Annotated in this window: 18 protein-coding genes; 11 read left to right on the top strand and 7 right to left on the bottom strand. The window is 69.4% G+C overall.

Going from position 1 to position 22,096, the window contains the following annotated elements:
* The first annotated feature begins 90 nt into the window (after nt 1–90).
* Nucleotides 91–1,620: a hypothetical protein gene (locus AACH11_RS22755; protein ID WP_341376578.1), complete on the top strand. Its 1,530-nt coding sequence runs from the start codon at nt 91–93 to the stop codon at nt 1,618–1,620.
* Nucleotides 1,621–1,679: 59 nt separating this feature from the next.
* Here AACH11_RS22755 and AACH11_RS22760 read toward each other — a convergent pair whose 3' ends face one another.
* Nucleotides 1,680–1,826: a hypothetical protein gene (locus AACH11_RS22760; protein ID WP_341376579.1), complete on the bottom strand. Its 147-nt coding sequence runs from the start codon at nt 1,824–1,826 to the stop codon at nt 1,680–1,682.
* A 28-nt stretch (nt 1,827–1,854) separates the two neighbouring features.
* A complete protein-coding gene (locus tag AACH11_RS22765; RefSeq protein ID WP_341376580.1) occupies nt 1,855–2,169 on the bottom strand; it encodes a helix-turn-helix domain-containing protein in 315 nt (104 codons plus the stop codon).
* Between the two features lie 284 nt (nt 2,170–2,453).
* On the opposite strand from AACH11_RS22765, the gene AACH11_RS22770 reads away from it, so the two are divergent.
* From AACH11_RS22770 to AACH11_RS22800, 7 genes are all read left to right on the top strand, one after another.
* On the top strand, nt 2,454–3,176 hold the full coding sequence (locus AACH11_RS22770) for a response regulator (RefSeq protein ID WP_341376581.1): 723 nt from the start codon (nt 2,454–2,456) through the stop codon (nt 3,174–3,176).
* Nucleotides 3,177–3,187: 11 nt separating this feature from the next.
* Nucleotides 3,188–4,324 carry a HAMP domain-containing sensor histidine kinase gene (locus AACH11_RS22775; RefSeq protein WP_341376582.1) on the top strand — a complete coding sequence of 379 codons (1,137 nt, stop codon included), beginning with the start codon at nt 3,188–3,190 and terminating at the stop codon, nt 4,322–4,324.
* Nucleotides 4,325–4,768: 444 nt separating this feature from the next.
* Nucleotides 4,769–5,665 (top strand): hypothetical protein, encoded by an 897-nt coding sequence (locus AACH11_RS22780; protein ID WP_341376583.1) that lies wholly within the window; start codon nt 4,769–4,771, stop codon nt 5,663–5,665.
* 37 nt (nt 5,666–5,702) lie between these two features.
* The gene (locus tag AACH11_RS22785) at nt 5,703–6,593 is read left to right on the top strand and encodes a uracil-DNA glycosylase family protein (protein ID WP_341376584.1); all 891 of its coding nucleotides are present in this window, start codon (nt 5,703–5,705) and stop codon (nt 6,591–6,593) included.
* A gap of 696 nt (nt 6,594–7,289) precedes the next feature.
* Nucleotides 7,290–8,564: an efflux RND transporter periplasmic adaptor subunit gene (locus tag AACH11_RS22790; protein ID WP_341376585.1), complete on the top strand. Its 1,275-nt coding sequence runs from the start codon at nt 7,290–7,292 to the stop codon at nt 8,562–8,564.
* Nucleotides 8,565–8,568: 4 nt separating this feature from the next.
* Entirely contained in the window at nt 8,569–11,724 is a 3,156-nt protein-coding gene (locus tag AACH11_RS22795; protein ID WP_423228803.1) for an efflux RND transporter permease subunit, read from the top strand.
* Nucleotides 11,725–11,740: 16 nt separating this feature from the next.
* Nucleotides 11,741–13,168, top strand: coding sequence for an efflux transporter outer membrane subunit (locus AACH11_RS22800; RefSeq protein WP_341376587.1), 1,428 nt, complete (start codon nt 11,741–11,743; stop codon nt 13,166–13,168).
* 144 nt (nt 13,169–13,312) lie between these two features.
* Here the strand turns inward: AACH11_RS22800 and AACH11_RS22805 are convergent, their stop codons facing one another.
* From AACH11_RS22805 to AACH11_RS22825, 5 genes are all read right to left on the bottom strand, one after another.
* Nucleotides 13,313–13,705, bottom strand: coding sequence for a VOC family protein (locus AACH11_RS22805; protein ID WP_341376588.1), 393 nt, complete (start codon nt 13,703–13,705; stop codon nt 13,313–13,315).
* Complete coding sequence (locus AACH11_RS22810; protein ID WP_341376589.1) at nt 13,702–14,640, bottom strand: hydroxymethylglutaryl-CoA lyase; 939 nt, start codon at nt 14,638–14,640, stop codon at nt 13,702–13,704. Before AACH11_RS22810 ends, AACH11_RS22805 begins: the two co-directional genes overlap by 4 nt.
* Before the next feature lie 20 nt (nt 14,641–14,660).
* Entirely contained in the window at nt 14,661–15,872 is a 1,212-nt protein-coding gene (locus AACH11_RS22815; RefSeq protein ID WP_341376590.1) for a CaiB/BaiF CoA transferase family protein, read from the bottom strand.
* A gap of 33 nt (nt 15,873–15,905) precedes the next feature.
* A complete protein-coding gene (locus tag AACH11_RS22820) occupies nt 15,906–16,844 on the bottom strand; it encodes a LysR family transcriptional regulator (protein WP_341376591.1) in 939 nt (312 codons plus the stop codon).
* 72 nt (nt 16,845–16,916) lie between these two features.
* Entirely contained in the window at nt 16,917–17,633 is a 717-nt protein-coding gene (locus tag AACH11_RS22825) for a 3'-5' exonuclease (protein WP_341376592.1), read from the bottom strand.
* Nucleotides 17,634–17,900: 267 nt separating this feature from the next.
* Between AACH11_RS22825 and AACH11_RS22830 the strand changes: the two genes are divergently transcribed.
* From AACH11_RS22830 to AACH11_RS22840, 3 genes are all read left to right on the top strand, one after another.
* Nucleotides 17,901–18,731 carry a spermine/spermidine synthase domain-containing protein gene (locus tag AACH11_RS22830; protein ID WP_341376593.1) on the top strand — a complete coding sequence of 277 codons (831 nt, stop codon included), beginning with the start codon at nt 17,901–17,903 and terminating at the stop codon, nt 18,729–18,731.
* A gap of 103 nt (nt 18,732–18,834) precedes the next feature.
* Nucleotides 18,835–20,877: an NAD(+) synthase gene (locus tag AACH11_RS22835; protein WP_341376594.1), complete on the top strand. Its 2,043-nt coding sequence runs from the start codon at nt 18,835–18,837 to the stop codon at nt 20,875–20,877.
* Nucleotides 20,878–21,021: 144 nt separating this feature from the next.
* Nucleotides 21,022–22,074, top strand: coding sequence for a hypothetical protein (locus tag AACH11_RS22840; protein ID WP_341376595.1), 1,053 nt, complete (start codon nt 21,022–21,024; stop codon nt 22,072–22,074).
* The last annotated feature ends 22 nt before the right edge of the window (nt 22,075–22,096 follow it).

Genomic DNA, 22,096 nt, shown 5'->3' on the forward strand with positions numbered 1-22,096 from the left:
GCAAGATCCTCGACTTCCGGACCCCGCGCGAGGTCTATATGGAAATCGTCGAGGCGGAGTTGCTCAAACGGGGGCAACGGCAAACTCAAGGTGTTGCACTTCAAGGTTGACACCGCCGATCCCCACTGGGCGACCAAGTTGAAACCCAGCGAAGCCGAACTGGCCGCCCGCTATGCCTTGCTAGAACTGAACGGCTTGCCCAGTTGGCTTGGCAGCCTCGCGAAGGCGCACCCTACTCAGGTGGAAGCCGTCATTGGCATCGAACTGTTCGATGATCTGCTCGATGCAGGCAGCGACTCGGGTTGGCACTCCGGAGTGCTGCAGTCACTGCGAAACAGCGCGCAAGAAACGGCAAGGCTGATGCTTCCTCGTCTTGAGGATTGGTTGGCGTCCTCAGGTTCGACGTTGATGCAGCTTCCGCATTCGCCGGTGAACGAACAAAAGCTTTCGCATGTGGTGGGCGTACTGCTGGTGCACGGCGGCCCAGAGGTCCATGGAGCTTTGGAGGAACTGACCGCGGCTCAGGTTCGAGCGGCCGGCGCCGGCCCGTACTTTGACTTCTGGCTGCCAATCCTGTTCACCCTCGCGCCGCTGCGCGGTGTGGCGAACTTGCTCTCCGTTCTATCGGAACTTCCCGTGGAGGCCGATGGAACAGCTGTTCACATTATCGGATCACTGTTCAATGAGCGAACTGGCTCTGGATCGACCGAATGGACCTCGAAGCTGGAACCTGCGCATTTGCTCCAACTGACGCTTGAATTTCATCGGCATGTGAGGTCGGAAGATGACCTCGTACACGACACCGTCTACTCACCCGGTGCGCGAGACCTTGCCGAGAATGGGCGGCGGTACATATTCAATGCGTTGATGAAGGCGAGCGGACCGGAAGCTCTTGCCGCGAAGTTCAGTCTCGCGGCCGATCCGCTCTTTGAGCACTTGCGAGATCGCATCGCGACCTTGGCTCAAGAGCGCCTTGCAGAGGAGTTGGATTCGTGCGCTTGGGCTCCGACGGAAGTGGCCACACTTCTGTCGCGCAAGGAACTACCGCCCAAGACCACGACCGACATGGCCCAGTTGCTGGTCGATCGGTTGGACGATCTTCAGGAACTGTTGCTCCGGGACACAGGACCGCGGGCAGGCTGGGCGTTGATCGAAGATGAGAACACGCTGCGACCCTTGATCGCTCGTGAACTGGAGATTGCGTCTAGGGAGGCCTATACAGTTGACCAAGAAGCTGTGACCACTGATGGCAAAGAGACCGACATTCGTCTGAGAGCTGTCTCGGGGTATCAGGCGACCATCGAACTGAAGGTTGGCGAGAAGGCAAGATCCGCGCGAGAGCTATGCGACACGATCGACAACCAGTTAGTCAAGAAGTACATGGCTCATCGGGATGCACGTACGGGCTGCCTGCTCGTATCGGTGGCCAAACCGGACAAGTACTGGCAACACCCCGAGACAAAAAAAAGAATCGATCGGTTTGGCCTGCAGGAGCTCCTTCAGGCGAAGGCGGATGAGGCGCAGCGACGCCTCGGTGGCGAGGCGCGTGTTCTCGCTCGCGTGCTTGACTTGGTGCCTCGCCTGCCCACCGAGCGGCAGGCAACAGGCGCGTCTAGTTGACGACGCAGACCCAAGCATGGACGTGAACGCTGCCACCGTTGACGCATGCGCTGCCGCCTTCACACTTGTGATCTCGTCAGCGACTTTCGCAGCGTGATCTGCGTTCGACTGGATTCGTAGCGCAGGCCCCAGTGGTCGTCGCGGGCCTCGTGTTCAATGGTGGCGACGCGGGCCTCGCCGGCCCAGACGTGCAGTGCATGGGTCATTCCAACTGCCCTCCGAGTCGACCACCGTTCATTCCTGCCGTTGGGCAGCTGCCGCACCCACGCCGGCCGGGCCGCCCCCACTGGCCGCCTCCCGCACCCACGGGTGCTCCTTGGGCAGCACCATCAGCGTCAGGCCCAGGCCGTCCAGCACGGCCAGGGCCTTGTCCAACCGCACCGTGCCCTGGCCGTTCTCCAGCCGCGACATGAGGTCGACCGAGACCCCCAGCAAGCTGGCCGCATCATCGATGCGCAGGGACTGCGACTTGCGGCGCGCCCGCACCAGCGGGCCCAGCTCGGGCGCGGACTGCAGGACGGTCGGGCGACGGATGGCGGGATCGGTCATGTCGGCGTTCCAGTGGGGCGGCGGGTAGAGCGCGCCGGCCACCGTTGTTTCTGCTACTCCGAAATCATACGGGCTTCGGGCAGGTTTCGGCAGAAAATTTCGGAATAACAGAAATTCGTGCTACCCGCCTTCGCCATCCACAGAAATTTCCGTCTTTCCGAAACAGCCGACTGTCAGCCTGCCGGTCATCCGGTGCGCGGCATCCCCCCACCGTCAAGCACGGTAAAAGTCCCCCCTCCCGCGCCCTGCAGCCCGGCGCATCGCCCCATACTCGCGCCCCAACCATGCGCCCGCGCCCCATCCTGCTGGTCGACGACGACCTCGAACTCTCCGCCATGCTCGAGCAGTACCTGCTGCGCGAGGGCTTCGACGTGCGCGTCGTGCACGACGGCGAGGCCGGCGTGGCCGCGGCGCTCGATGGGGACTGCGCGCTGGTGGTGCTGGACGTGATGCTGCCGCGCCTGTCGGGCATCGAGGCGCTGCGGCGCATCCGGGCGACCAGCCGGGTGCCGGTGCTGATGCTGACGGCGCGCGGTGACAACCTGGACCGCATCGTCGGCCTGGACATGGGCGCCGACGACTACGTGCCCAAGCCCTGCACGCCGGGTGAGCTGGTGGCGCGCATCCGCGCCATCCTGCGGCGCACCGAGGGGCAGGACGCGTCCCCGGCCGGCACGCCCGGTCAGCCCGGCGGCGTGCCGGCCAAGCTGCTGCAGGTGGGCGAGCTGATGGTGTGGCCGGGCAGCCGGCGCGCCACCTGGCGCGGCCAGCCGCTGGAGCTGACGGGCATGGAGTTCACGCTGCTGGAGGTGCTGATGCGCCAGCCGGGCCAGCTGATCAGCCGCAACGAGATCTCGCAGCAGGCCTTCGGCCGGCCACTGGCGCCGTATGACCGGCGCATCGACGTGCACCTGAGCAGCATCCGCCAGAAGCTGGGCCAGCGGCCCGACGGCCAGCCCTGGATCCAGAGCGTGCGCGGCCTGGGCTATCAGTTGCTGCAGGACTGAGGAGCACCGCGATGCGCACGCCCGGTGGCCTGTTCTGGAAGCTGCTGATCGCGCTGTGGCTGGCGATGGCGGCCTCGGTGGCGATGACCGCTCAGTTCCTGCGTTGGCAGGGCGTGATCGGGCCGAGTGACCGGCCGCCGGTGCTCAACCTGCTGCCGGTGGCACCGCTGGTCATCGGCTGCGTGGTGATGCTGCTGGTGAGCGTGGGCCTGGCCTGGCACCTGTCGCGGCCGCTGAACCGGGTGCGCACGGCGCTGCACCGGCTGGCCGAGGGCCGCTTCGACGTGCGCATGGGCCGGGATCTGGCCTGGCGGCGCGACGAGATCGCCGACCTGGCGCTGGATTTCGACCGCACCGCCGCCGAACTGCAGCGGCTGACCGACGCCCGCCGCCTGCTGCTGCACGACATCTCGCACGAGCTGCGATCCCCTCTGACACGGCTGCAGGCGGCCATCGGCCTGCTGCGCCAGGATCCGTCCCAGACGGCTGACATGCTGGGCCGCATCGAGCGCGAGGCGATGCGCATGGACGCGCTGATCGAGGAGCTGCTGACGCTGCACCGGCTGGAGGATGCCCCCGGCGCCTGGGCCAGCGCGCGGGTCGACGTGCTGGACCTGCTGCACACGGTGGCCGCCGACGCGGCCTTCGAGGCACGGGCCGTCGAGCGTGACGTGCGCATCGAGGCACCGGGCAGCTTCGTCAGCGACGTGCCGGGCGAGCTGCTGTGCCGGGCGCTGGACAACGTGGTGCGCAACGCGGTCAAGTACACGGCGCCGGGCACCACGGTGGACATCGTGGCGGAGCGGACGCCGGCCACGGCGGTGACCGGCACTGCGGCAGGCAATGGCAACGGCACGGGCACGGGCGCCGGCACCAGCGTCGGGGCCGAGAGCGCCGAGCCCGCCGCCGGCCGCCCCACCGACTGGCTGATCATCACCATCGCCGACCGCGGCCCGGGCGTGGCGCCCGAACTGCGCGCCCGCATGTTCGAGCCCTTCATGCGGCTGGACGAGGCGGCCGCGGTGCGCGGCTTCGGCCTGGGGCTGGCCATCGCGCGGCGGGCGCTGGCCGTGTGCGGCGGCACGATCGAGGCGTTGGGGCGTGAGGGGGGTGGGTTGATGATGAGGGTGAGGTTGCCGGTGCGGTGAGGCTGGGCGGTGTTGATCCGGACCAGCGGTTCAGGGTTGAGTTGGGAGCAGGTGTTGAAGGAGTGGCAGCTCGGCAGCGAGTGCCGCCTGTCGTCACCCGGAAGCGAACTCCCGCTGTTCGTCTAGAAGCTGACGTTCGCAGTGGTAGCCGACGAGTGCCCACCGTCAGCACAGCGACGATCAGCCGACCTTGATGTCAGGTCCGAGCGCACTCTCGCTCCTCGGATGACTGCTTCCGCCGCCGGCAGCCGGCAGCCAGCAGGATCCGACCCAAGGCGGTAGTAGGAGTCGTCAAGAAGCTGACGCCGGAGCATGGCGCCCGAAGCAGTCGGGTCAGCCGCCATCAAAGCTGTGCCAGAGATCGCCGAGCGCGCAAGTCCAAGTTGAGCCCAGTGATACGTGTTTTTCCGGGAAAACATCACTTTCAAGTTGACAGCGCAAGACATGCTTGGCACACTCGCCTTCGTTATGACGATTTCCCGGAAAAACGCACCACTCAACATGGCAACTAATAAGCACTCCATCAAGATCGAAGAACGCCTGTTCGAGGACTTCTTTCACTGCGCATACAACACCTTCTCGGCGCTTGAATCGCGGTACGACATCACCGGCGTACTCGACCAGATCTTTGGCCCCGACCACGAAGACAAGTCCTACTTTCAGTGCTCCGCGGCTTGGAAGACGTTGTCCGAAGCATTCGACTATGCGGTCAATGGCATCCTGCCCTCTCACGCCGATGCTGATGCCATCGTGATCAATGGCAATGAAGTTCTGCTGTTGGCCACCAGTGAAGACTTCAAACCTGCAGAGGTGTGGGACGACATCATTGCCATGGGTGATGGTCGTTTCGCGATCGACACGGGTGAGTCCATCTCCGTGCGCAAGTTGGCCCTGCTCGCCAACGTGGACGTGCGCACAGTCAAGAACGCGATCAGCGCGGGTGAGTTGGCTTCTTTCAAGCGAGATGACCCGTTCGAGAAGGACCTGTTCATCGACAACGCTTCGGCACGTCGGTGGCTGCAAGGGCGACGCGGATACAAGCCCACGGTCTACCCCGACCAAGACCAACTGAGCCTGGACGACCTGACAACTCCCGCGCAGTTCGGCGCCTTCCTCGCTGAGCAGCGCAGCCGCCTCGGGCAGAACTTTTCGGCATCTGGCGAAGGCACACACCTTCACTCGATGTTGACCAACCAGGCCCTTCAGAAGCTTGAAGCTGGGGTGTTCTCCTTGCCGCTTGATGCCGTGTTTCCGATCGCCGACCTCTACCTGATTGATCGAAAAAAGCTCATTCAGTGCGTCATGCGGGTGTTCTTCGCTGAAGAACTCTCTGCCCTGTGATGGCCGCCCGAACACCATTCAAGACAAGGTACCTGACATGACCACATTCGCCCAATTCAAAGACGTCATGGCCAAGCTTGCCCCGGAGCATCTGCAGTCCGATTCCCCGTCTCATCAAGCGTTGCTGATTCCCCATCGATCTGACCGCCTGGTGCGGACCTACTACGCCCCGTTCGACCATGTGAACACCGAAGCGCGACTGGTCCTGGTGGGCATCACTCCTGGGCGTGAACAGATGAACAACGCTCTGCGCGCCGCAAGGCTGGCCATGATCCGAGGCCTCGATGATTCGCAGGTCATTGCACACGCTAAGCAGGCGGCTTCATTCAGCGGTCCCATGCGGGAGAAGCTGATTGAAATGCTGGATCACTACGGCTTCAACACTCGGCTGGGCATCCACAGTTGCCGCGAACTCTGGGGTGACGCCAACCACATGGTTCATTTCACCTCGGCACTGCGCAACCCCGTCTTCTGTACCAAGAAGGGCAAAGAGGACAACTACACCGGTGGCTCCCCGACCCTGAGTACCTACGCAGGGTTCCGCGCGGCCCTTGGCGACCTCCGAGAAGAGCTGCTGTCGGTTCCCAAGGCACTTGTGCTCCCCCTGGGAGACAAGGTGGCCTCCGTGATCCAGACCTTGGTTGACACTGGCGATCTGCCGGCGGACCGTGTCCTGAACCTGGCCGGCAAGGTGGTCGAGTTTCCGCATCCGAGCGGGGCGAATGGTGAAACTCAAGCACTGGCCTTGATGCCGACCCTCCCTCAGGCAGAGACCTACGCTGCATCAAAGCTCCAGGCCTACCGAGTGAAGGCTGCGGCAAAGGGAAAGCACCTTACTCAGACTGAGGAGCGCACGTACCTGAACAAGCGAACTTCCTACTGGAACCGCGCCTTGTCTACGAGGCAAGCCATCGAATCCATGGCCTGACGGCCATGTCTGACAGCTCGGAAAGACGGCCACTTGCTTTGATTGATGTCGCGTCTGCCGCCTGTGGTTTCGATCCCAGGCGGCTTTTTTCTGCACGGTGTCAAGCCGTGCTCCTCGCAACAATCACCCTGGGGATCGCCGACCGATGCGTGCCCTCGGCCGCTGGACCGCCTGCGGGTGTGTCGCTTTGGGCTGACCGGCGGCTTCAGGGCGACGATATCGAGGGTGTCGAGTCGGTTTAGGGTCGTGAATGCCAGTTCGTCGCGGGCGAGATCGGTCGTTCGGTCGCCACTACTCCCGCATCATCGATCAGCTGGCCGCTGACCCATGCCGAACGGTCATCGCTGTACCGAGCCGGCAGAGTCCGCTTTCAGCCGGAGCAGTCGCTCAACCGACGAACCCGAGAGACCGCACCCAGCCTGAAACGGCCATCCCTCGCGCTGGAACCACTGGCCCAGCACCCGCACGCGGCCTGCGCATCAACCAACGCCCGAGCAACAGCACGCCTTCGTATTTCGCCAGGGGCCAGGCCCTCCCGGCAAGAGCGGCTGCTTCCCCAAGCCCCCCACCTTTACCCAGCTTGACGCCCGCTGCGCGCGCTGAACCGTCGCCCCGGCGACCATGGGTCCATCCTGGGACGTCGGGCGGCTGCGGTCGTACCGGCGCCTGCCGTACCGACCCATCGCCGCTGCGTCCATGCCCCATCCTGCCTCGTCCCGCGCATCCACGGCCGCACGGCCCGCCTCGCGCCCGCCCGCCCTTGCACTCAGCGCACTGGTGCTGGCCGCCGCCCTCACCCTCGGCGCCTGCTCCGAGAAGAGCGCGCCGCCCGCCCGCGGCCCGGTGGAGGTCGGCACCGTCACGCTGAAGACGCAGGACGTGGCGCTGCCCACCGAGTTGGCCGGTCGCACGTCGGCCGCCCTGGCGTCCGAAGTGAGGCCACAGGTCAGCGGCCTCATCCAGGCGCGGCGCTTCGAGGAGGGCGCGCGGGTGCAGGTCGGCCAGGTGCTCTACGAGATCGATGCGGCGCCCTACCGGGCCGCGCTCGACCAGGCCAAGGCCGCACTGCTGAACGCGCAGGCCACCGTCCACTCGACGAAGCTGAAGGACCAGCGCTATGCGGCGCTGGCCGCCGACGAAGGGGTGGCCCGGCAGGATGCCGATGATGCCCACGCCGCCTGGCTGCAGGCGGTGGCCGCGGTCGAGCAGCAGAAGGCCGCGCTGGAGACGGCGCGCATCAACCTGGGCTACACGCAGGTGCGGGCGCCGATCACGGGGCGCATCGGCACCTCGTCGGTGACGCCAGGGGCGCTGGTGACGGCCAGCCAGTCCACCGCGCTGGCCACCATCCGCGCGCTCGATCCGATCCATGTCGATCTGACGCAGTCGAGCGCCGATCTGCTGCAGTTGCGCCGCGCGATGGCCGCAGGCGGTCTGCAGTCGGGCAGCGCCGAGGTCAGCCTGACGCTGGAGGATGGCAGCCGCTATCCGCTCAAGGGCCGGCTGAAGTTCGCCGAGGTGGCGGTGGACGAGGCCACCGGCTCGGTCACGCTGCGGGCACAGTTTCCCAACCCGGAAAGTGTGCTGCTGCCGGGCATGTACGTGCGTGCCACGCTGGACCAGGCGGTGGCCCGCGCGGCCATCCTGGCGCCGCAGCAGGGCATCACGCGCGATCCGAAGGGCAAGGCCACCGCGCTGGTGGTGGGTACCGACGGCAAGGTCGCGCAGCGCGATGTCACCACCACGCGCGCGCTCGGCGACCAGTGGCTGATCGCCAGCGGCCTGGCCGCCGGCGACCGCCTGATCGTGCAGGGCACGTCCAAGGTGCGCGCGGGCGATGCGGTGAAGGTCGTGGACGTGAGCCCGACCACCGTGGCGGCGGGCACCGCTGCCAGCGCCGCGAGCGCGGCCCGCACGGCCGCCTCCGAGGCCCGCGCCGCCGCGGCGGCCACCCCCGCATCGGAGCGCTGAGATGCTGGCCCGCTTCTTCGTCGACCGGCCCATCTTCGCCTGGGTCATCGCCATCGTCATCATGCTGGCCGGCGCGGCGTCGATCACCGCCCTGCCCGTGGCCCAGTACCCCGACGTCGCGCCGCCGACGGTCAACATCTCGGCCACCTACACCGGCGCCTCGGCGCAGACGGTGGAGAACAGCGTCACCCAGATCCTGGAGCAGCAGCTGACCGGGCTGGACGGGCTGATGTACTTCTCGTCGTCCAGCAGTTCGTCGGGCCGAGCCAGCATCAGCGTGGTGTTCCAGCAGGGCACCGATGCCGATACCGCCCAGGTTCAGGTGCAGAACAAGGTGCAGCAGGCGTTGACGCGGCTGCCGCAGGCGGTGCAGAGCCAGGGCGTGACGGTCACCAAGTCGCAGAGCGACTTCCTGATGATCGTGGCCGTCTACGACGCGACGGACAAGGCCGCCAACGACGACGTGGCCGACTACCTGGCCAGCAATCTGCAGGACGCGATCTCGCGCGTGGAAGGCGTGGGCGGCGTCAACGTCTTCGGTGCGCAGTACGCGATGCGCATCTGGCTGGACCCGCAGAAGCTGGCCGCCTATCAGCTGATGCCCTCGGACGTTCAGTCGGCGCTGACGGCGCAGAACGCGCAGCTGTCGGCCGGCAAGATCGGCGCGCTGCCCGCGCCGGCCGGCCAGCAGCTGACGGCCACCGTCACCGCCCAGTCCAAGCTGCAGACGCCCGAGCAGTTCCGCGCCATCATCGTCAAGCGCGCGGCCAGCGGGGCCGTGGTGCGGCTGTCGGACGTGGCCCGCGTCGAGATGGGGGCCGAGAGCTATGACGCCGTGGCCCGCCTGAACGGCCATCCGGCCTCCGGCATTGCCGTGCAGCTGGCGCCGGGCGCCAATGCGCTGAGCACCGCCACCCGCGTGCGCACGCTGGTCGAATCGCTGAAGTCCGGCATGCCCGAGGGCTACCAGGTCGCCTACCCGAAGGATTCGACGCGCTTCGTCAAGATCGCCATCGAGGAGGTGGTCAAGACGCTGGTCGAGGCCATCGCGCTGGTGGTGGTGGTGATGTTCGTCTTCCTGCAGAACTGGCGCGCGACGCTGATCCCGGCGATCGCGGTGCCGGTGGTGCTGCTGGGCACCTTCGGCGTGCTGGAGCTCTTCGGCTACTCGATCAACACCCTCACGATGTTCGGCATGGTGCTGGCCATCGGCCTGCTGGTCGATGACGCGATCGTGGTGGTGGAGAACGTCGAGCGCGTGATGCGTGAAGAAGGCCTGTCGCCGCACGACGCCACCGTCAAGTCGATGGGCGAGATCACCGGTGCGCTGGTGGGCATCGCCACCGTGCTGACGGCCGTGTTCCTGCCGATGGCCTTCTTCAGCGGCTCCACCGGCGTGATCTACCGCCAGTTCTCGATCACGATCTGCGCGTCGATGATCCTGTCGGTGGTGGTGGCGCTGACGCTGACACCGGCGCTGTGTGCCACGCTGCTGAAGGCCCATGACGTCGGACATGAGGGCACCGAACCGCGTGGCGCGGGGGCCTGGTTCAACCGCCACTTCGATCGCCTGACCGCCCGCTACGAGGGCGGCGTGGGCCGCATCATCCGCGGCCCGGTGCGCTGGATGCTGGTCTACGGCCTGATCGTGGCCGCGATGGGCCTGCTGATGATGCGCCTGCCCACCGGCTTCCTGCCGGCCGAGGACACCGGCGAGGCGATGGTGCAGTACACGCTGCCCGCCGGCGCCACCACCAGCCGCACGCTGGAGGTGGCCAAGGCCGTCGAGAAGCACTTCCTGGTCGACGAGAAGGACAACGTCGAGGCCATGTTCACCATCGCCGGCTTCAGCTTCGCCGGCAGCGGGCAGAACGCGGGCCTGGCCTTCGTCAACCTCAAGGACTGGAGTCAGCGCGAGGGCGTGGCCAACCGCTCCGACACCCTCGCGGGCCGCGCCACCGGCGCGCTGCAGTCGGTGCGCGATGCGCAGATCTTCGCGCTGACGCCGCCCTCGATCTCGGGCCTGGGCCAGTCCAGCGGCTTCGAGTTCCAGTTGCAGGCCACCGCCGGCACCGACCGCGCCGCCCTGAAGGAGCGCCGCGACAGCCTGCTGGCCGCCGCCGGCCAGGACGGCCAGCTGGCCGCCGTGCGCTCGGGCTCGCTGGGCGACCAGCCGCAGCTCAAGATCGACATCGACCAGGCCAAGGCGCTGTCGCTCGGCCTGTCGCTGTCGGACGTGGAGGACACGCTGAGCGCGGCCTGGGCCGGCGCCTACGTCAACGACTTCATCGACCGCGACCGCGTCAAGAAGGTCTACATGCAGGGCGACGCGGCCTTCCGCTCACGGCCCGAGGACCTGGGCCTGTGGCAGGTGCGCGGCAGCGACAGCGCGGGCAACACCGTGATGACGCCGTTCTCGGCCTTCGCCACCACGCGCTGGACCTACGGACCGGAGAGCCTGTCGCGCTACAACGGCCTGGCGTCCTATGCGATCCAGGGCGCGGCCGCCGATGGCGTCAGCTCGGGCACGGCAATGGACCGCATGGACACGCTGGCGGCCGCACTGCCGGCCGGCACCACCCACGCCTGGAGCGGCCAGTCCTACCAGGAGCGCCTGGCCAGCGGCCAGACGGCCACCTTGTACGCGGTGTCGATCATGGTCGTCTTCCTGTGCCTGGCGGCGCTGTACGAGAGCTGGTCGATTCCGTTCTCGGTGCTGATGGTGATCCCGCTGGGCATCGTCGGCGCCGCGCTGGCGGCCACGCTGCGCGGGCTGGAGAACGACGTGTACTTCCAGGTCGCGCTGTTGACCACCATCGGCCTGTCGTCGAAGAACGCGATCCTGATCGTGGAGTTCGCCGACGCCGCGCTCAAGCAGGGCCAGGGCCTGGTCGAGGCGGCCGTCGAAGGTGCCCGCCTGCGGCTGCGCCCGATCCTGATGACCTCGCTGGCCTTCATCGCCGGGGTGATGCCGCTGGCGCTGTCCACCGGTGCGGGCGCCAACAGCCGGGTGTCGATCGGCACCGGCATCGTCGGCGGCACGCTGACGGGCACGGTGCTGGCCGTCTTCCTGGTGCCCCTGTTCTTCGTCCTCGTGCGGCGCCTGTCCGGTGACCGCGCTGCACGGCTGCACACCCCCACCCCGGCGGAGGCCTCCTGAGATGACCCGTCACCTGATGGCCCTTCCCCTCGCTCTGGCTGCCGCGCTGGCCTTGAGCGCCTGCGGCACGCTGACCCCGCCACCGGCCCGCGCTGACGCCCCGCAAGCCTCGGCCAGCGCGGTGCCGGCGGCCTGGCCGGCCGCTCTGGCGGGCACCGCGGGCTCGTCCGGCCCGGTCACGGACGCCGCCCCGGCACCCGAGCTGCCCTGGTCGCACTTCATCCTCGATGAACGTCTGCGCCGGGTGGTGCAGCAGGCACTAGACGGCAACCGCTCCCTGCGCAAGACGGTGCAGGACGTGGCGGCCGCCCGCGCCCAGTACGGCCAGCAGGATGCCGCACGCCTGCCCACCGTCGGCGGCAGCCTCGGCAGCACGAACGCCCGCAGCCGCTCCGGCGACACCACCGTCACCAGCCACGGCGCCAGCGCCGGCGTGTCCGTCAGCGCCTGGGAGGTGGACCTGTTCGGCCGCGTCGGTGCGCTCAGCGATGCGGCGCTGCAGACCTGGCAGGCCAGCGCCGAGGGCGCACGCAGCACCCGCATCACGCTGATCGCCAGCACCGCCACCGCCTGGCTGCAGCTGGCCGCCGACCGCCAGCGGCTGGCGCTGGCGCAGCAGACGGAGGCCTCGGCCGAGCGCTCGGTGGCGATCACGCGCAAGCGGCTGGCCGCGGGCGTGGCCTCACGCGTGGACGTGCGCGATGCCGAGACGGTGCTGCACCAGGCCCGGGCCGACGTGGCCAGCGCCACCACCGCCGCCGCCCAGGACCGCCACGCGCTGGAGCTGCTGGCCGGCGGGCCCGTCGCCGATGCGCTGCTGCCCGACGGCCTGCCGGCCGACGACGCCGGCCTGGCCCAGGTACAGGCCGGCCTGTCGTCGGCCGTGCTGCTGCGCCGGCCCGACGTTCTGCAGGCCGAGCACGCGCTGAAATCCGCGGATTTCAGCGTCACGGCCGCCCGCGCCGACCACTTCCCCAAGCTGACGCTGACCGGCAGCGCGGGGCTGGCCAGCAGCGCCCTGACCTCGCTCCTGAGCGGCGGCGCCAGCACCGTGTGGTCACTGGCACCGGCCGTCGGCATCACGCTGGCCGACGGCGACGCCAAGCGCTCCGCGCTGGAGGCCGCGCAGGCCACCCGCGACGGCCTGGTCGCGTCCTACGAGGCCACGCTGCAGACCGCCTTCCAGGAAACGGCCGACGCGCTGGCCCGCCGCGCGACGATGACCGACGAGCTGGCCGCCGACCGCGCCCGCGTCGAGGCCGCGCAGGACAGCGCCACGCTGTCGATGCGCCGCTACGAGAACGGCGTCGACACTTTCCTGGCCGCCCTGACCGCCCAACGCACCTTGTACGCGTCCCAGCAGACACTGGTGTCGGCCCGGCTGACGGCCCTCGGCAACCGGGTGACGCTGTACAAGGTGCTGGGCGGGGGTGTGGTCGACTGACGTGCATGGGGCTGACGCGCGATGGCGCCCTTCACCGGCGGAATGCGCCCGCGTGTCAGTGGTCCGCACGCCACCGACCTTGTCCTCACGTTCTCGACAGCACGGGCGCCAGCCGTCAGGCGCCGGCGACGAGGATGGACGGCTTCAGGCCGGTTCTGAGAGTTCGATCAGGTTGTGGTCCGGATCACGCACGTAGACCGAGCGGATCTTTCCGGTGGCCCCGGTCCGCAGCACGGGGCCCTCGATGACGGGCCAGCCGCAGTCGGCCAGACGGGCGATCACCGCCTGCAGCGGGATGGACGCGATGAAGCACAGGTCCAGGGAACCGGGGACCGGCAGGTGGGCCTTGGGCTCGAACTCGGCGCCCTGGACGTGCAGATTGATCTTCTGCCGACCGAAGATGAAGGCTTGACGCTCGACCGGCGGCGTGCCGCCGACGAAGGTCTCGAGCCGCATGCCCAGCACGCGGGTGTAGAAATCGATGCAGGCCTCGCGGCGGGCGGTGGTCAGCACCAGATGGTCCAGGTGGTCGATCATGCGAGCGCCTCCCGCAGACGGGCCACGGTGGCGGGGGCCGGGTGCAGATCGGTGATGCGACCGGCCTTGGCCAGCTGACCGGGCACGTCGTGACCGACGATCTGCGGCAGGGCGCGCGCGGCCGCCAGCACGCGGTCGAGGTCGATGCCCGTCTCGTGGCCCATGGCCTGCAGCATGTGGAGGGCGTCCTCGCTGCTGATGTTGCCGCTGGCACCGGGCGCGTAGGGGCAGCCACCCAGGCCACCCAACGATCCATCGAAGCGGTCGATGCCGACCCGGGCCGCCGCCAGCACGTTGGCCAGCCCCATGCCGCGGGTGTTGTGGAAGTGCAGCGTGAGCTGCACGCCGTCGAAGCGCTCGCGCAGCGCGCGGCACAGGCGCTCCACCTGCACCGGATGGGCCATGCCGGTGGTGTCGCAGACGGTCAGGCCGCGCACGCCGCGGCTGGCGAAGCGGTCCGCCCAGCGCAGTACCTCGTCCTGCGCCACCTCGCCCTCCATCGGGCAGCCGAAGCAGGTGGACAGCGACACGTTGACCGGGACGCTGCCAGCCACCTGGTCGATCACCGCGGCCAGGCCGGCGAAGCTCTGCTCACGCGGCATGCGCAGATTGGCCAGGTTGTGCGTCTCCGAGGTCGACATCACCAGATTGAGCTCGTCGGCGCGGGCCTCCAGCGCGCGTTCGGCGCCACGCTGGTTGGGCACCAGCACCGTGTACTCGACACCCGGCACCCGCTGGATGCGGCCCATCACGGCCTCGGCATCGCGCAGCATCGGGATGGCCTTGGGCGACGTGAACGACGTCACCTCGATCTTGGCGTAACCACACTGGCTCAGCGCGTCGATCAGGGCGACCTTGGCATCGGTGGGGATGAAGGCCGCTTCGTTCTGGAAGCCGTCGCGGGTGACGACCTCGTTGAAATGGATGCGTTGCATGGGGGTCCTGGGTGAGGGCTTCAGTGAACGATGCCGCGGGCCTTGAGGGCCTCGATCTGAGCGGCCGTCAGGCCGATCTCCTGCAGCACGAGCTCGGTGTCCTGTCCGAGAACAGGCGCGTTGCGCCGATGGCCACCCGGGGTGACCGAGAGCTTCGGGCAGATGCCGGGCACGGTGAGGGTGCTGCCGTCGTCCAGCACCATCTGCTGCAGCATCCCGCGTGCCGCGTAGTGCGGATCGGCCGCGATGTCGGCCACGGTGTAGATGCGGCCGGCCGGCACCGACACGTCCTCCAGCGCGGCCAGGACCTCGTCGACGCTGCGCTCGGCCGTCCACACGCCGATGGCCTCGTCCAGCTCGGCGACCCGCGCCACGCGCCCGGCGTTGTCGGCCAGGTTCGGGTCGGCCGCCAGGTCGGGCCGCCCGATCAGCAGCATCAGCCGGCGGAAGATGCTGTCGCCGTTGCCGGCGATGAGCGCGTAGCCCCCGTCGCGACAGAGGTAGGCATTGGTCGGCGCGATGCCTGGCAGAGCGCTGCCGGCCGGCCCGCGCACCGCGCCGAAGGCGCTGTACTCCGGCAGCAGGCTTTCCATGCAGTTGAAGACCGCCTCGTACAAGGCCACGTCGATCACCTGGCCCTGGCCGCTGGCCTGGCGGTGCTGCAGCGCCAGCAGGATGCCGATCACGCCGTGCAGGGCAGCCAGCGTGTCGCCCAGGCTCACGCCCACACGCACCGGCACGCGACCGGGCTCGGCCGTCAGGTGGCGCAGCCCGCCCATGGCTTCGGCCACGACGCCGAAGCCGGGACGGCCGCGGTACGGGCCGGTCTGTCCATAGCCGCTGATCCGCAGGACGATGAGCCTGGGATTGAGCGTCAGCAACTGATCGGGGTCCAGCCCCCAGCCCTCCATCGCCCCGGGGCGGAAGTTCTCGATCAGCACGTCGGCTTCGGTCGCCAGCTGTCGCACGATGGCCTGGCCTTCGGGCTGGCGCAGATCCAGCGCGACGGAGCGTTTGTTGCGCGATTGCACCTGCCACCAGATCGAGGTGCCGTCCTTCAGCAGCCGCCACTTGCGCAGCGGATCGCCGCTGTGTGGCGCCTCGATCTTGATGACGTCGGCACCGAAGTCGGCGAGGGTCTTGGCGGCAAAAGGGCCGGCGATCAGCTGGCCGAGTTCGAGCACCTTCAGTCCGGCCAGGGCGGCCGTGGAGGTCGGAAGAGGCGTGTCCATGAGGCCAGTGTCCAGCCCCGTGGAACGGTCCGTCTATTTGAAGCTCGCGTCGCCTGACTTCGCGTTCCGTGAAGTCGACACCAGGAAATCCCGCAGCGCGGTGGCCGTGGCGTCGGCATCCGTACGGATGGCCACCTGGATCTCGCGGCGGGCCCAGTCATCGGCCAGTGGCCGGCACTGCAGCCCCATCGACGCCAGCAGCGGCCGGGCCGTGCCCTTGGGCATCGCCGCGATGCCGAGGCCCGAGGCCACCATGTGGGCCATCGCGTCGAAGCTGCGCACCTGGGTGCGCAGGCGGAAGCGCCGGCCGGCGGCCAAGGCCGCCTGCTGCTGGGCCTGCAGCACGGCGGCACCGGCGTTCAGGCTGATCCACGGTTCGTCCAGCGTGTCGGCGAAGGCGATGGGCGTGCGCCCGGCCAGTCGATGCCCTTTCGGCACCACCAGCACCAGCTCGTCGCGCCGGAAGCCGCGCACGTCCAGGCCGCGCAGGTCCGGGCCGGCGACGAAGACGGCGACCTCGGCACGCCCCTCCCGCAGCGCGGCGACAACCTGCTCGGACATCTGCTCCTCCAGATCCACCTGAACCTCCGGGTGCAGCGCCGCGTAGGCCGCCAGCAGCGGCGACAGGAACTGCGTGATGGCCGCCGAGCTGGCGCACAGGTGCACATGGCGCACCACGCCCTCCTGGGCGTCGGCCAGCTCCTCGACCAGCAGATCCAGCTCGCGCAGCAGCGACAGGCCGCGCGCGAGGAACACCCGCCCCGCGGCCGTGGGCGTCAGCCCCCGCGAATGCCGCTCGAACAGCGGCGTGTCGAGCGCACGCTCCAGCTCCTTGAGGCGGCGACTGGCCGCTGGCAGGACCAGATTCGAGGCCTGGGCCGCAGCCGTCAAGCTGCCGGTGCGGGCGCAGTCGACGGCCAGGCGGATCGAGACGAAGTCGAAGCGGGCGAGGTTGTAGAGGGGGCCGGTCATGGGAGGACACCGTTCCCGGTCGAGTCTAGAGGCAAGCGCGCGCACCTCCGCGCGCCGCCTCCCGCGGGCGCCTCAGCCTCGACGTGAGGGGCGCGGACGAGGGTTGGCCTTGCCATCCCCCGCCTGCGGACACCCCATCGCCAGATACACCGCCAGCCCCGCGTGGGCATCATCGGCGGCATAGCGGATCTGGCCCTCGCTGAGCGGCCACTGCGCCCAGTTGGACGTCGACGCCTTCTTGCTCTTGGCCAGCCGCAGGCCCAGCACGATGGCCACCGCGGCCTTCAGCCCCACGTCCTGCCGGTAGCCGAGGCGGCGCACCAGCGGCGCCAGATCCACCGCGCCCTGCAGCGCGATGCCCAGCTTGCGCTGCAGCGGCGACTGGTCCGAGCGCAGGCCGAAGCCCACCTTGGGCAGCTCCGGCGCCTCCAGCACGGTGCGCAGGAAGTCGACCGGCGGCTGCGCGCCGACCGGCACCAGGAAGACCTCGTCGGGCGTGGCCAGCTGCACCAGGTGCGGGCCGTCGGACACCTCGTCCTTGCGGAAGACGGGGCGGCTCTCGGTGTCCAGCCCGACCACGCCGGCGGCGGTGATGGCGGCCAGCGCGGCCGCGGCCTGGGCCGGCGTTTCCACGAGATGGATGCGCGCGCGGGGCAGCGGCTCCCAGGCCGGCAGGGCGTCGATCTCCTCGCGCGTGGGGTGGGGCTTGAGCGGGGTGCGGCGGGCGGGTGGGCGCGCCGGTGCGGAGGACGGCAGCGGCGGCGGCAGGGTCGGGGGCGAAGACGACATGGCGTCCGAGGTTAGCGGCAATCCGGCGCGTGGGGCATGTGTCCCGTGCGGCCGGCGCACCGGCACCGGCACCGGCACCGGCACCGGCACATCGGCACACCGGCGCATCGGCGCCGTCCCGTCAGCCGGCATCGTCGCCCGGACGCAGGACAGAATGCGGCCCACCGCCCCCGCCGGCCTCGGTCGCGGACGGTCCCACCCACCGCTGAAGCCGCCGACCTCACCCACCGCTGCGGCCGCCCCATGTCCCCGTCCACGCCTCCGACGATGCCCACCGGCACCGCCGCGCCGTCACCCTCCGGTCCCGCCGGCCCGACCGGCGACGACGCCCCCCACGTCCGCCCCTGGATCGTCGAAGCCCTCGGCCTGCGCGCGCTGCACACCAGCCACGACGCGGTGCAGAGCGTGATGCGGCTGGACGCGCCGGATGCGCTGGCGCTGGCCTACACGCGCACGATGATGGGCGTGCTGTTGTGCGTGCCGCAGCCGCGCCGCATCGCGATGGTGGGCCTGGGCGGCGGCACGCTGGTGAAGTTCTGCCACCGGCATCTGGCGCCGGCCAGGCTCTCGGTGGCCGAGATCAATCCGCATGTGCTGGCCCTGCGCGAGACCTTCCACGTGCCACCCGATGACGCACGCCTGCAGGTCGATCTGGCCGACGCCACCGCCTGGGTGCGCACCCTGCCCGAGGACACCGACGTGCTGCTGGTCGACGGCTTCGACCCCGAGGGCCTGCCGCCGGCGCTCGGCGCCCAGGCCTTCTTCGACGATGCGGCCGCCGCGCTGGCCGATGGCGGCGTGCTGGCGATGAACCTGCCGCTGGACGAGCCCACGCTGCCGCAGGTGATGGACCGGCTGGCGCGCGCCTTCGGCCATGCCTGCGCCGAGGACGGCGGGCTGCTGTGGGTCGATGGCGTGGACGAGAGCAACCGCATCGCCTTCGCCTGGCGCGGCCGCGCGTTCAACCGCCATGCGCCCGGCCGCCTGCGCCTGCCCGACAGCCTGCCGCTGGACGAGGCGCAGGCGCTGTGCGACGACCTGCGGCCGATGCTGGCGGCCTGGCGCCGGCTGCGCAGCGGCGGCCGGCCCGCTGCCTAGAATCCGCCAGCGCCCGGGTCCGTCCGCCGTCTCCCCTCGAGTCCCCCGCGAGTCCCCCGGCCGGGACCCCGGCGCCCCCCGTCCAGCCAGCCCGGAACCGCGCGTGACCCGACCCGCCCACCTCCCCTTCGACAACCTCTACCGCCACGGCTTCGTGCGCACGGCCGTGGTGGTGCCGCGCTGCAAGGTGGCCGATCCGGCCCACAACGCGGCCGCCACGATCGCGCTGCTGCGCGAGGCGGCGGCCGGTGGCGCCCGGGTGGTGGTCTTCCCCGAGCTGGGCCTGAGCGCCTACAGCTGCGAGGACCTGTTCCACCAGCACGCGCTGCTGGACGCCGCCGAGGCCGCGCTGGCGCAGGTGGTGCAGGCCACGGCCGACTGCCCGGCGCTGGCCGTCGTCGGCCTGCCGCTGCGGGTCGACGGCGCGCTGTACAACGTGGCTGCGGTGGCGCACGGCGGCCGCCTGCTGGGCGTGCTGCCCAAGTCCTACCTGCCGAACTACGGTGAGTTCTACGAGGCCCGCCAGTTCCACCCGGCCGGCGATGCGCTGGTCGACCACATCGAGCTCGACGGCTTCGGCCGCGTGCCCTTCGGCACCGACCTGCTGTTCCAGGCGCTGAACCTGCCGGCCCTGGTGCTGCATGCCGAGATCTGCGAGGACGTGTGGACGCCGGTGCCGCCCTCGTCCTTCGCCGCGATGGCCGGCGCCACGGTGCTGCTGAACCTGTCGGCCTCCAACATCACCGTGGGCAAGTCCGCCTACCGCCACGACCTGGCGGCCGCGCAGTCGGCGCGTTGCGTGGCGGCCTATCTGTACGCCTCGGCCGGCTTCGGTGAATCGACCACCGATCTGGCCTGGGACGGCCAGGCCCTGGCCTACGAGAACGGCGGCCTGGTCGCCGAATCGGCACGGTTCCGCGCCGACTCGCACTGGATCCAGGCCGACATCGACCTGGAGCGCCTGCAGCACGAGCGCATGCGCCAGACCAGCTTCGCCCAGTGCGCCGCGCGCCACCGCGCCGAGACCGGCCGCTTCCGCCGCATCGTCTTCACGCTGGATCTGCCCGACGGCGCGCTGCCGCTGCAGCGCCCGATCGCCCGCCACCCCTACGTGCCGGCCGACGGCCCCGAGCGCGACGCCCGCTGCCACGAGGTCTACGACATCCAGGTACAGGGCCTGGCGCAACGGCTGACCGCCAGCGGCATCGGCTGCATCGTCATCGGCATCTCCGGCGGGCTGGACAGCACCCAGGCCCTGCTGGTGGCCGCCCGTGCGATGGACCGTCTGGGCCGCCCGCGCAGCGACATCCTGGCCGTCACCATGCCCGGCTTCGCCACCTCCAGCCGCACGCTGGACCAGGCGCGGCGCCTGATGACGGCCGTGGGCTGCACGGCGATGGAGATCGACATCCGCCCGTCCTGCCGCCAGATGCTGGCCGACATCGGCCACCCGGCGGCCGACGGCACGCCACAGTACGACATCACCTTCGAGAACGTGCAGGCGGGCGAGCGCACCAGCCACCTGTTCCGTCTGGCCAACCACCGCAACGGCTTCGTGCTGGGCACGGGGGATCTGAGCGAGCTGGCGCTGGGCTGGTGCACCTACGGCGTGGGCGACCACATGTCGCACTACAACGTGAACGCCAGCGTGCCCAAGACGCTGATCCGCCACCTGGTGCACTGGGTCGGCACCCAACAGGCCGACGACGCGGCCGGCCGCGCGCTGGCCCAGGTGCTGTTCGACATCGCCGCCACCGAGATCAGCCCCGAGCTGGTGCCCGCCACCGATGGCGCCGGCGGCAACGCCCCCGCGCAGAGCACCGAGGACACGCTCGGCCCCTACGAACTGCACGATTTCAGCCTGTACCACACGATCCGCTCGGGTTTCAGCCCGGCCAAGGTGGCCTTCCTGACGCGCCACGCCTTCGACGGCGTGCCCGGGCGCGAGCTGCCGGTGATCAAGCGCCACCTGCGCACCTTCCTCTGGCGCTTCTTCCAGACCAGCCAGTGGAAGCGCAGCTGCGTGCCCAACGGGCCGAAGGTGGGTTCCGGTGGCTCGCTGTCGCCGCGCGGCGACTGGCGTGCGCCGGGCGACGGCGAATCGGCGGTGTGGCTGGCGGACTGGGCGCGGATTCCGGACGCCTGAGGCCGGCCCCGTGCGCGGTACGGGCCGACCGGCCGCGCCGCGGCGCCCCCCCATGTTTCAGGGGTGCCGCATGTTTCCGCAACGTAAAGACGGCCCTAGCATTCCCGCCGCCCGGTGATTCCACCGGTTTCAGGGATGCACATGATGAAGAACGACATGACCGGTCCGCTGCGCACCGCGCTGCTGGCCATCACCACCGCCGCACTGAGCGCCTGCGGCGGCGGCGGCTCGGACAGCGGCGATGCACTGCCGAGCTCAGGCAGCTACGCCATCACCACGGCCTCGGCCACCACGCTGACCAACGATCTGGGCGCCAGCATCGACGTGATGGACGCGGCCTACTCGCTGGGCTTCGACATGGCCACGACCATCGCCGATGTCGATGCGACCAGCGCAGGGCACCACGGCCGCGTCTCGGCCTTGCAGGTCTGGCTGAAGGACCCTCAGGTCAAGCGCGTCGCCCGTGCATCGCGCCGCATCGCGGCCACCTCCACATCCACCGCGGCCTGCGGCTGGGGTGGCAGCATCACGGTCAACTTCGCCGACCAGAACAACAACCTGGTCGTCGATGGCGGCGACAGCGCGACGATCACCTTCAATACCTGCAACATCAGCGCGGACACGCGTGTGAACGGCACCCTGGTGGTGAGCTACAACGGCACGACCACCCACAACGCCAGCACCGGCGCCTTCTCGATGGATGCCACCAGCCGCTTCACGCAGCTGACGGTCACCGAGCTGTCGTCCGCCCGGGCCGTCGAGCTGAACGGTGACCTGAAGGTCGTCTCACGCTACACCTCGTCGACGGCGGGGGAGGACACGGTCTCGGCCTCCAGCTTCTCGGCCGTGCTGCGGGTCAACGGCGTCACGAACAGTTCGCGCAGCTTCGAGCAGCTGAACTGGACGATGGCCACCAACAGCGTCGGCACGTCGACCTCGGACCTGTCGAGCCTGATCAGCTCGGATCTGCTCGGCGGCCGCACCGTGATGCTGACCACGCCGGTGACGCTGCGCTCGCTGTCGACCGAGGACTACCCGTCTTCCGGCCAGATCCAGCTGACTGGCGCCAACGGCGGGCGGATGACGATCACCGCGCTGAACGCGACCCAGGCGCGGCGTGACATCGACACCAACGGCGACGGCACGCCCGAGGCCTCGGCGGTGCTGGCCTGGACGACCTTGCTGCCGACCGACTGACGCGGCCGCCGGCCGGAGGTGG

Source organism: Pseudaquabacterium rugosum (assembly GCF_038066575.1).
GTDB classification, from domain to species: domain Bacteria; phylum Pseudomonadota; class Gammaproteobacteria; order Burkholderiales; family Burkholderiaceae_C; genus Pseudaquabacterium; species Pseudaquabacterium rugosum.

Excerpts from the sequence above, each read along its gene's own strand:
- AACH11_RS22760 (WP_341376579.1), bottom strand. The coding sequence starts at position 1,826 with ATGACCCATGCACTGCACGTCTGGGCCGGCGAGGCCCGCGTCGCCACC.
- AACH11_RS22765 (WP_341376580.1), bottom strand. The coding sequence starts at position 2,169 with ATGACCGATCCCGCCATCCGTCGCCCGACCGTCCTGCAGTCCGCGCCC.
- AACH11_RS22770 (WP_341376581.1), top strand. The coding sequence starts at position 2,454 with ATGCGCCCGCGCCCCATCCTGCTGGTCGACGACGACCTCGAACTCTCC.
- AACH11_RS22775 (WP_341376582.1), top strand. The coding sequence starts at position 3,188 with ATGCGCACGCCCGGTGGCCTGTTCTGGAAGCTGCTGATCGCGCTGTGG.
- AACH11_RS22780 (WP_341376583.1), top strand. The coding sequence starts at position 4,769 with ATGCTTGGCACACTCGCCTTCGTTATGACGATTTCCCGGAAAAACGCA.
- AACH11_RS22785 (WP_341376584.1), top strand. The coding sequence starts at position 5,703 with ATGACCACATTCGCCCAATTCAAAGACGTCATGGCCAAGCTTGCCCCG.
- AACH11_RS22790 (WP_341376585.1), top strand. The coding sequence starts at position 7,290 with ATGCCCCATCCTGCCTCGTCCCGCGCATCCACGGCCGCACGGCCCGCC.
- AACH11_RS22800 (WP_341376587.1), top strand. The coding sequence starts at position 11,741 with ATGGCCCTTCCCCTCGCTCTGGCTGCCGCGCTGGCCTTGAGCGCCTGC.
- AACH11_RS22805 (WP_341376588.1), bottom strand. The coding sequence starts at position 13,705 with ATGATCGACCACCTGGACCATCTGGTGCTGACCACCGCCCGCCGCGAG.
- AACH11_RS22810 (WP_341376589.1), bottom strand. The coding sequence starts at position 14,640 with ATGCAACGCATCCATTTCAACGAGGTCGTCACCCGCGACGGCTTCCAG.
- AACH11_RS22815 (WP_341376590.1), bottom strand. The coding sequence starts at position 15,872 with ATGGACACGCCTCTTCCGACCTCCACGGCCGCCCTGGCCGGACTGAAG.
- AACH11_RS22820 (WP_341376591.1), bottom strand. The coding sequence starts at position 16,844 with ATGACCGGCCCCCTCTACAACCTCGCCCGCTTCGACTTCGTCTCGATC.
- AACH11_RS22825 (WP_341376592.1), bottom strand. The coding sequence starts at position 17,633 with ATGTCGTCTTCGCCCCCGACCCTGCCGCCGCCGCTGCCGTCCTCCGCA.
- AACH11_RS22830 (WP_341376593.1), top strand. The coding sequence starts at position 17,901 with ATGCCCACCGGCACCGCCGCGCCGTCACCCTCCGGTCCCGCCGGCCCG.
- AACH11_RS22840 (WP_341376595.1), top strand. The coding sequence starts at position 21,022 with ATGAAGAACGACATGACCGGTCCGCTGCGCACCGCGCTGCTGGCCATC.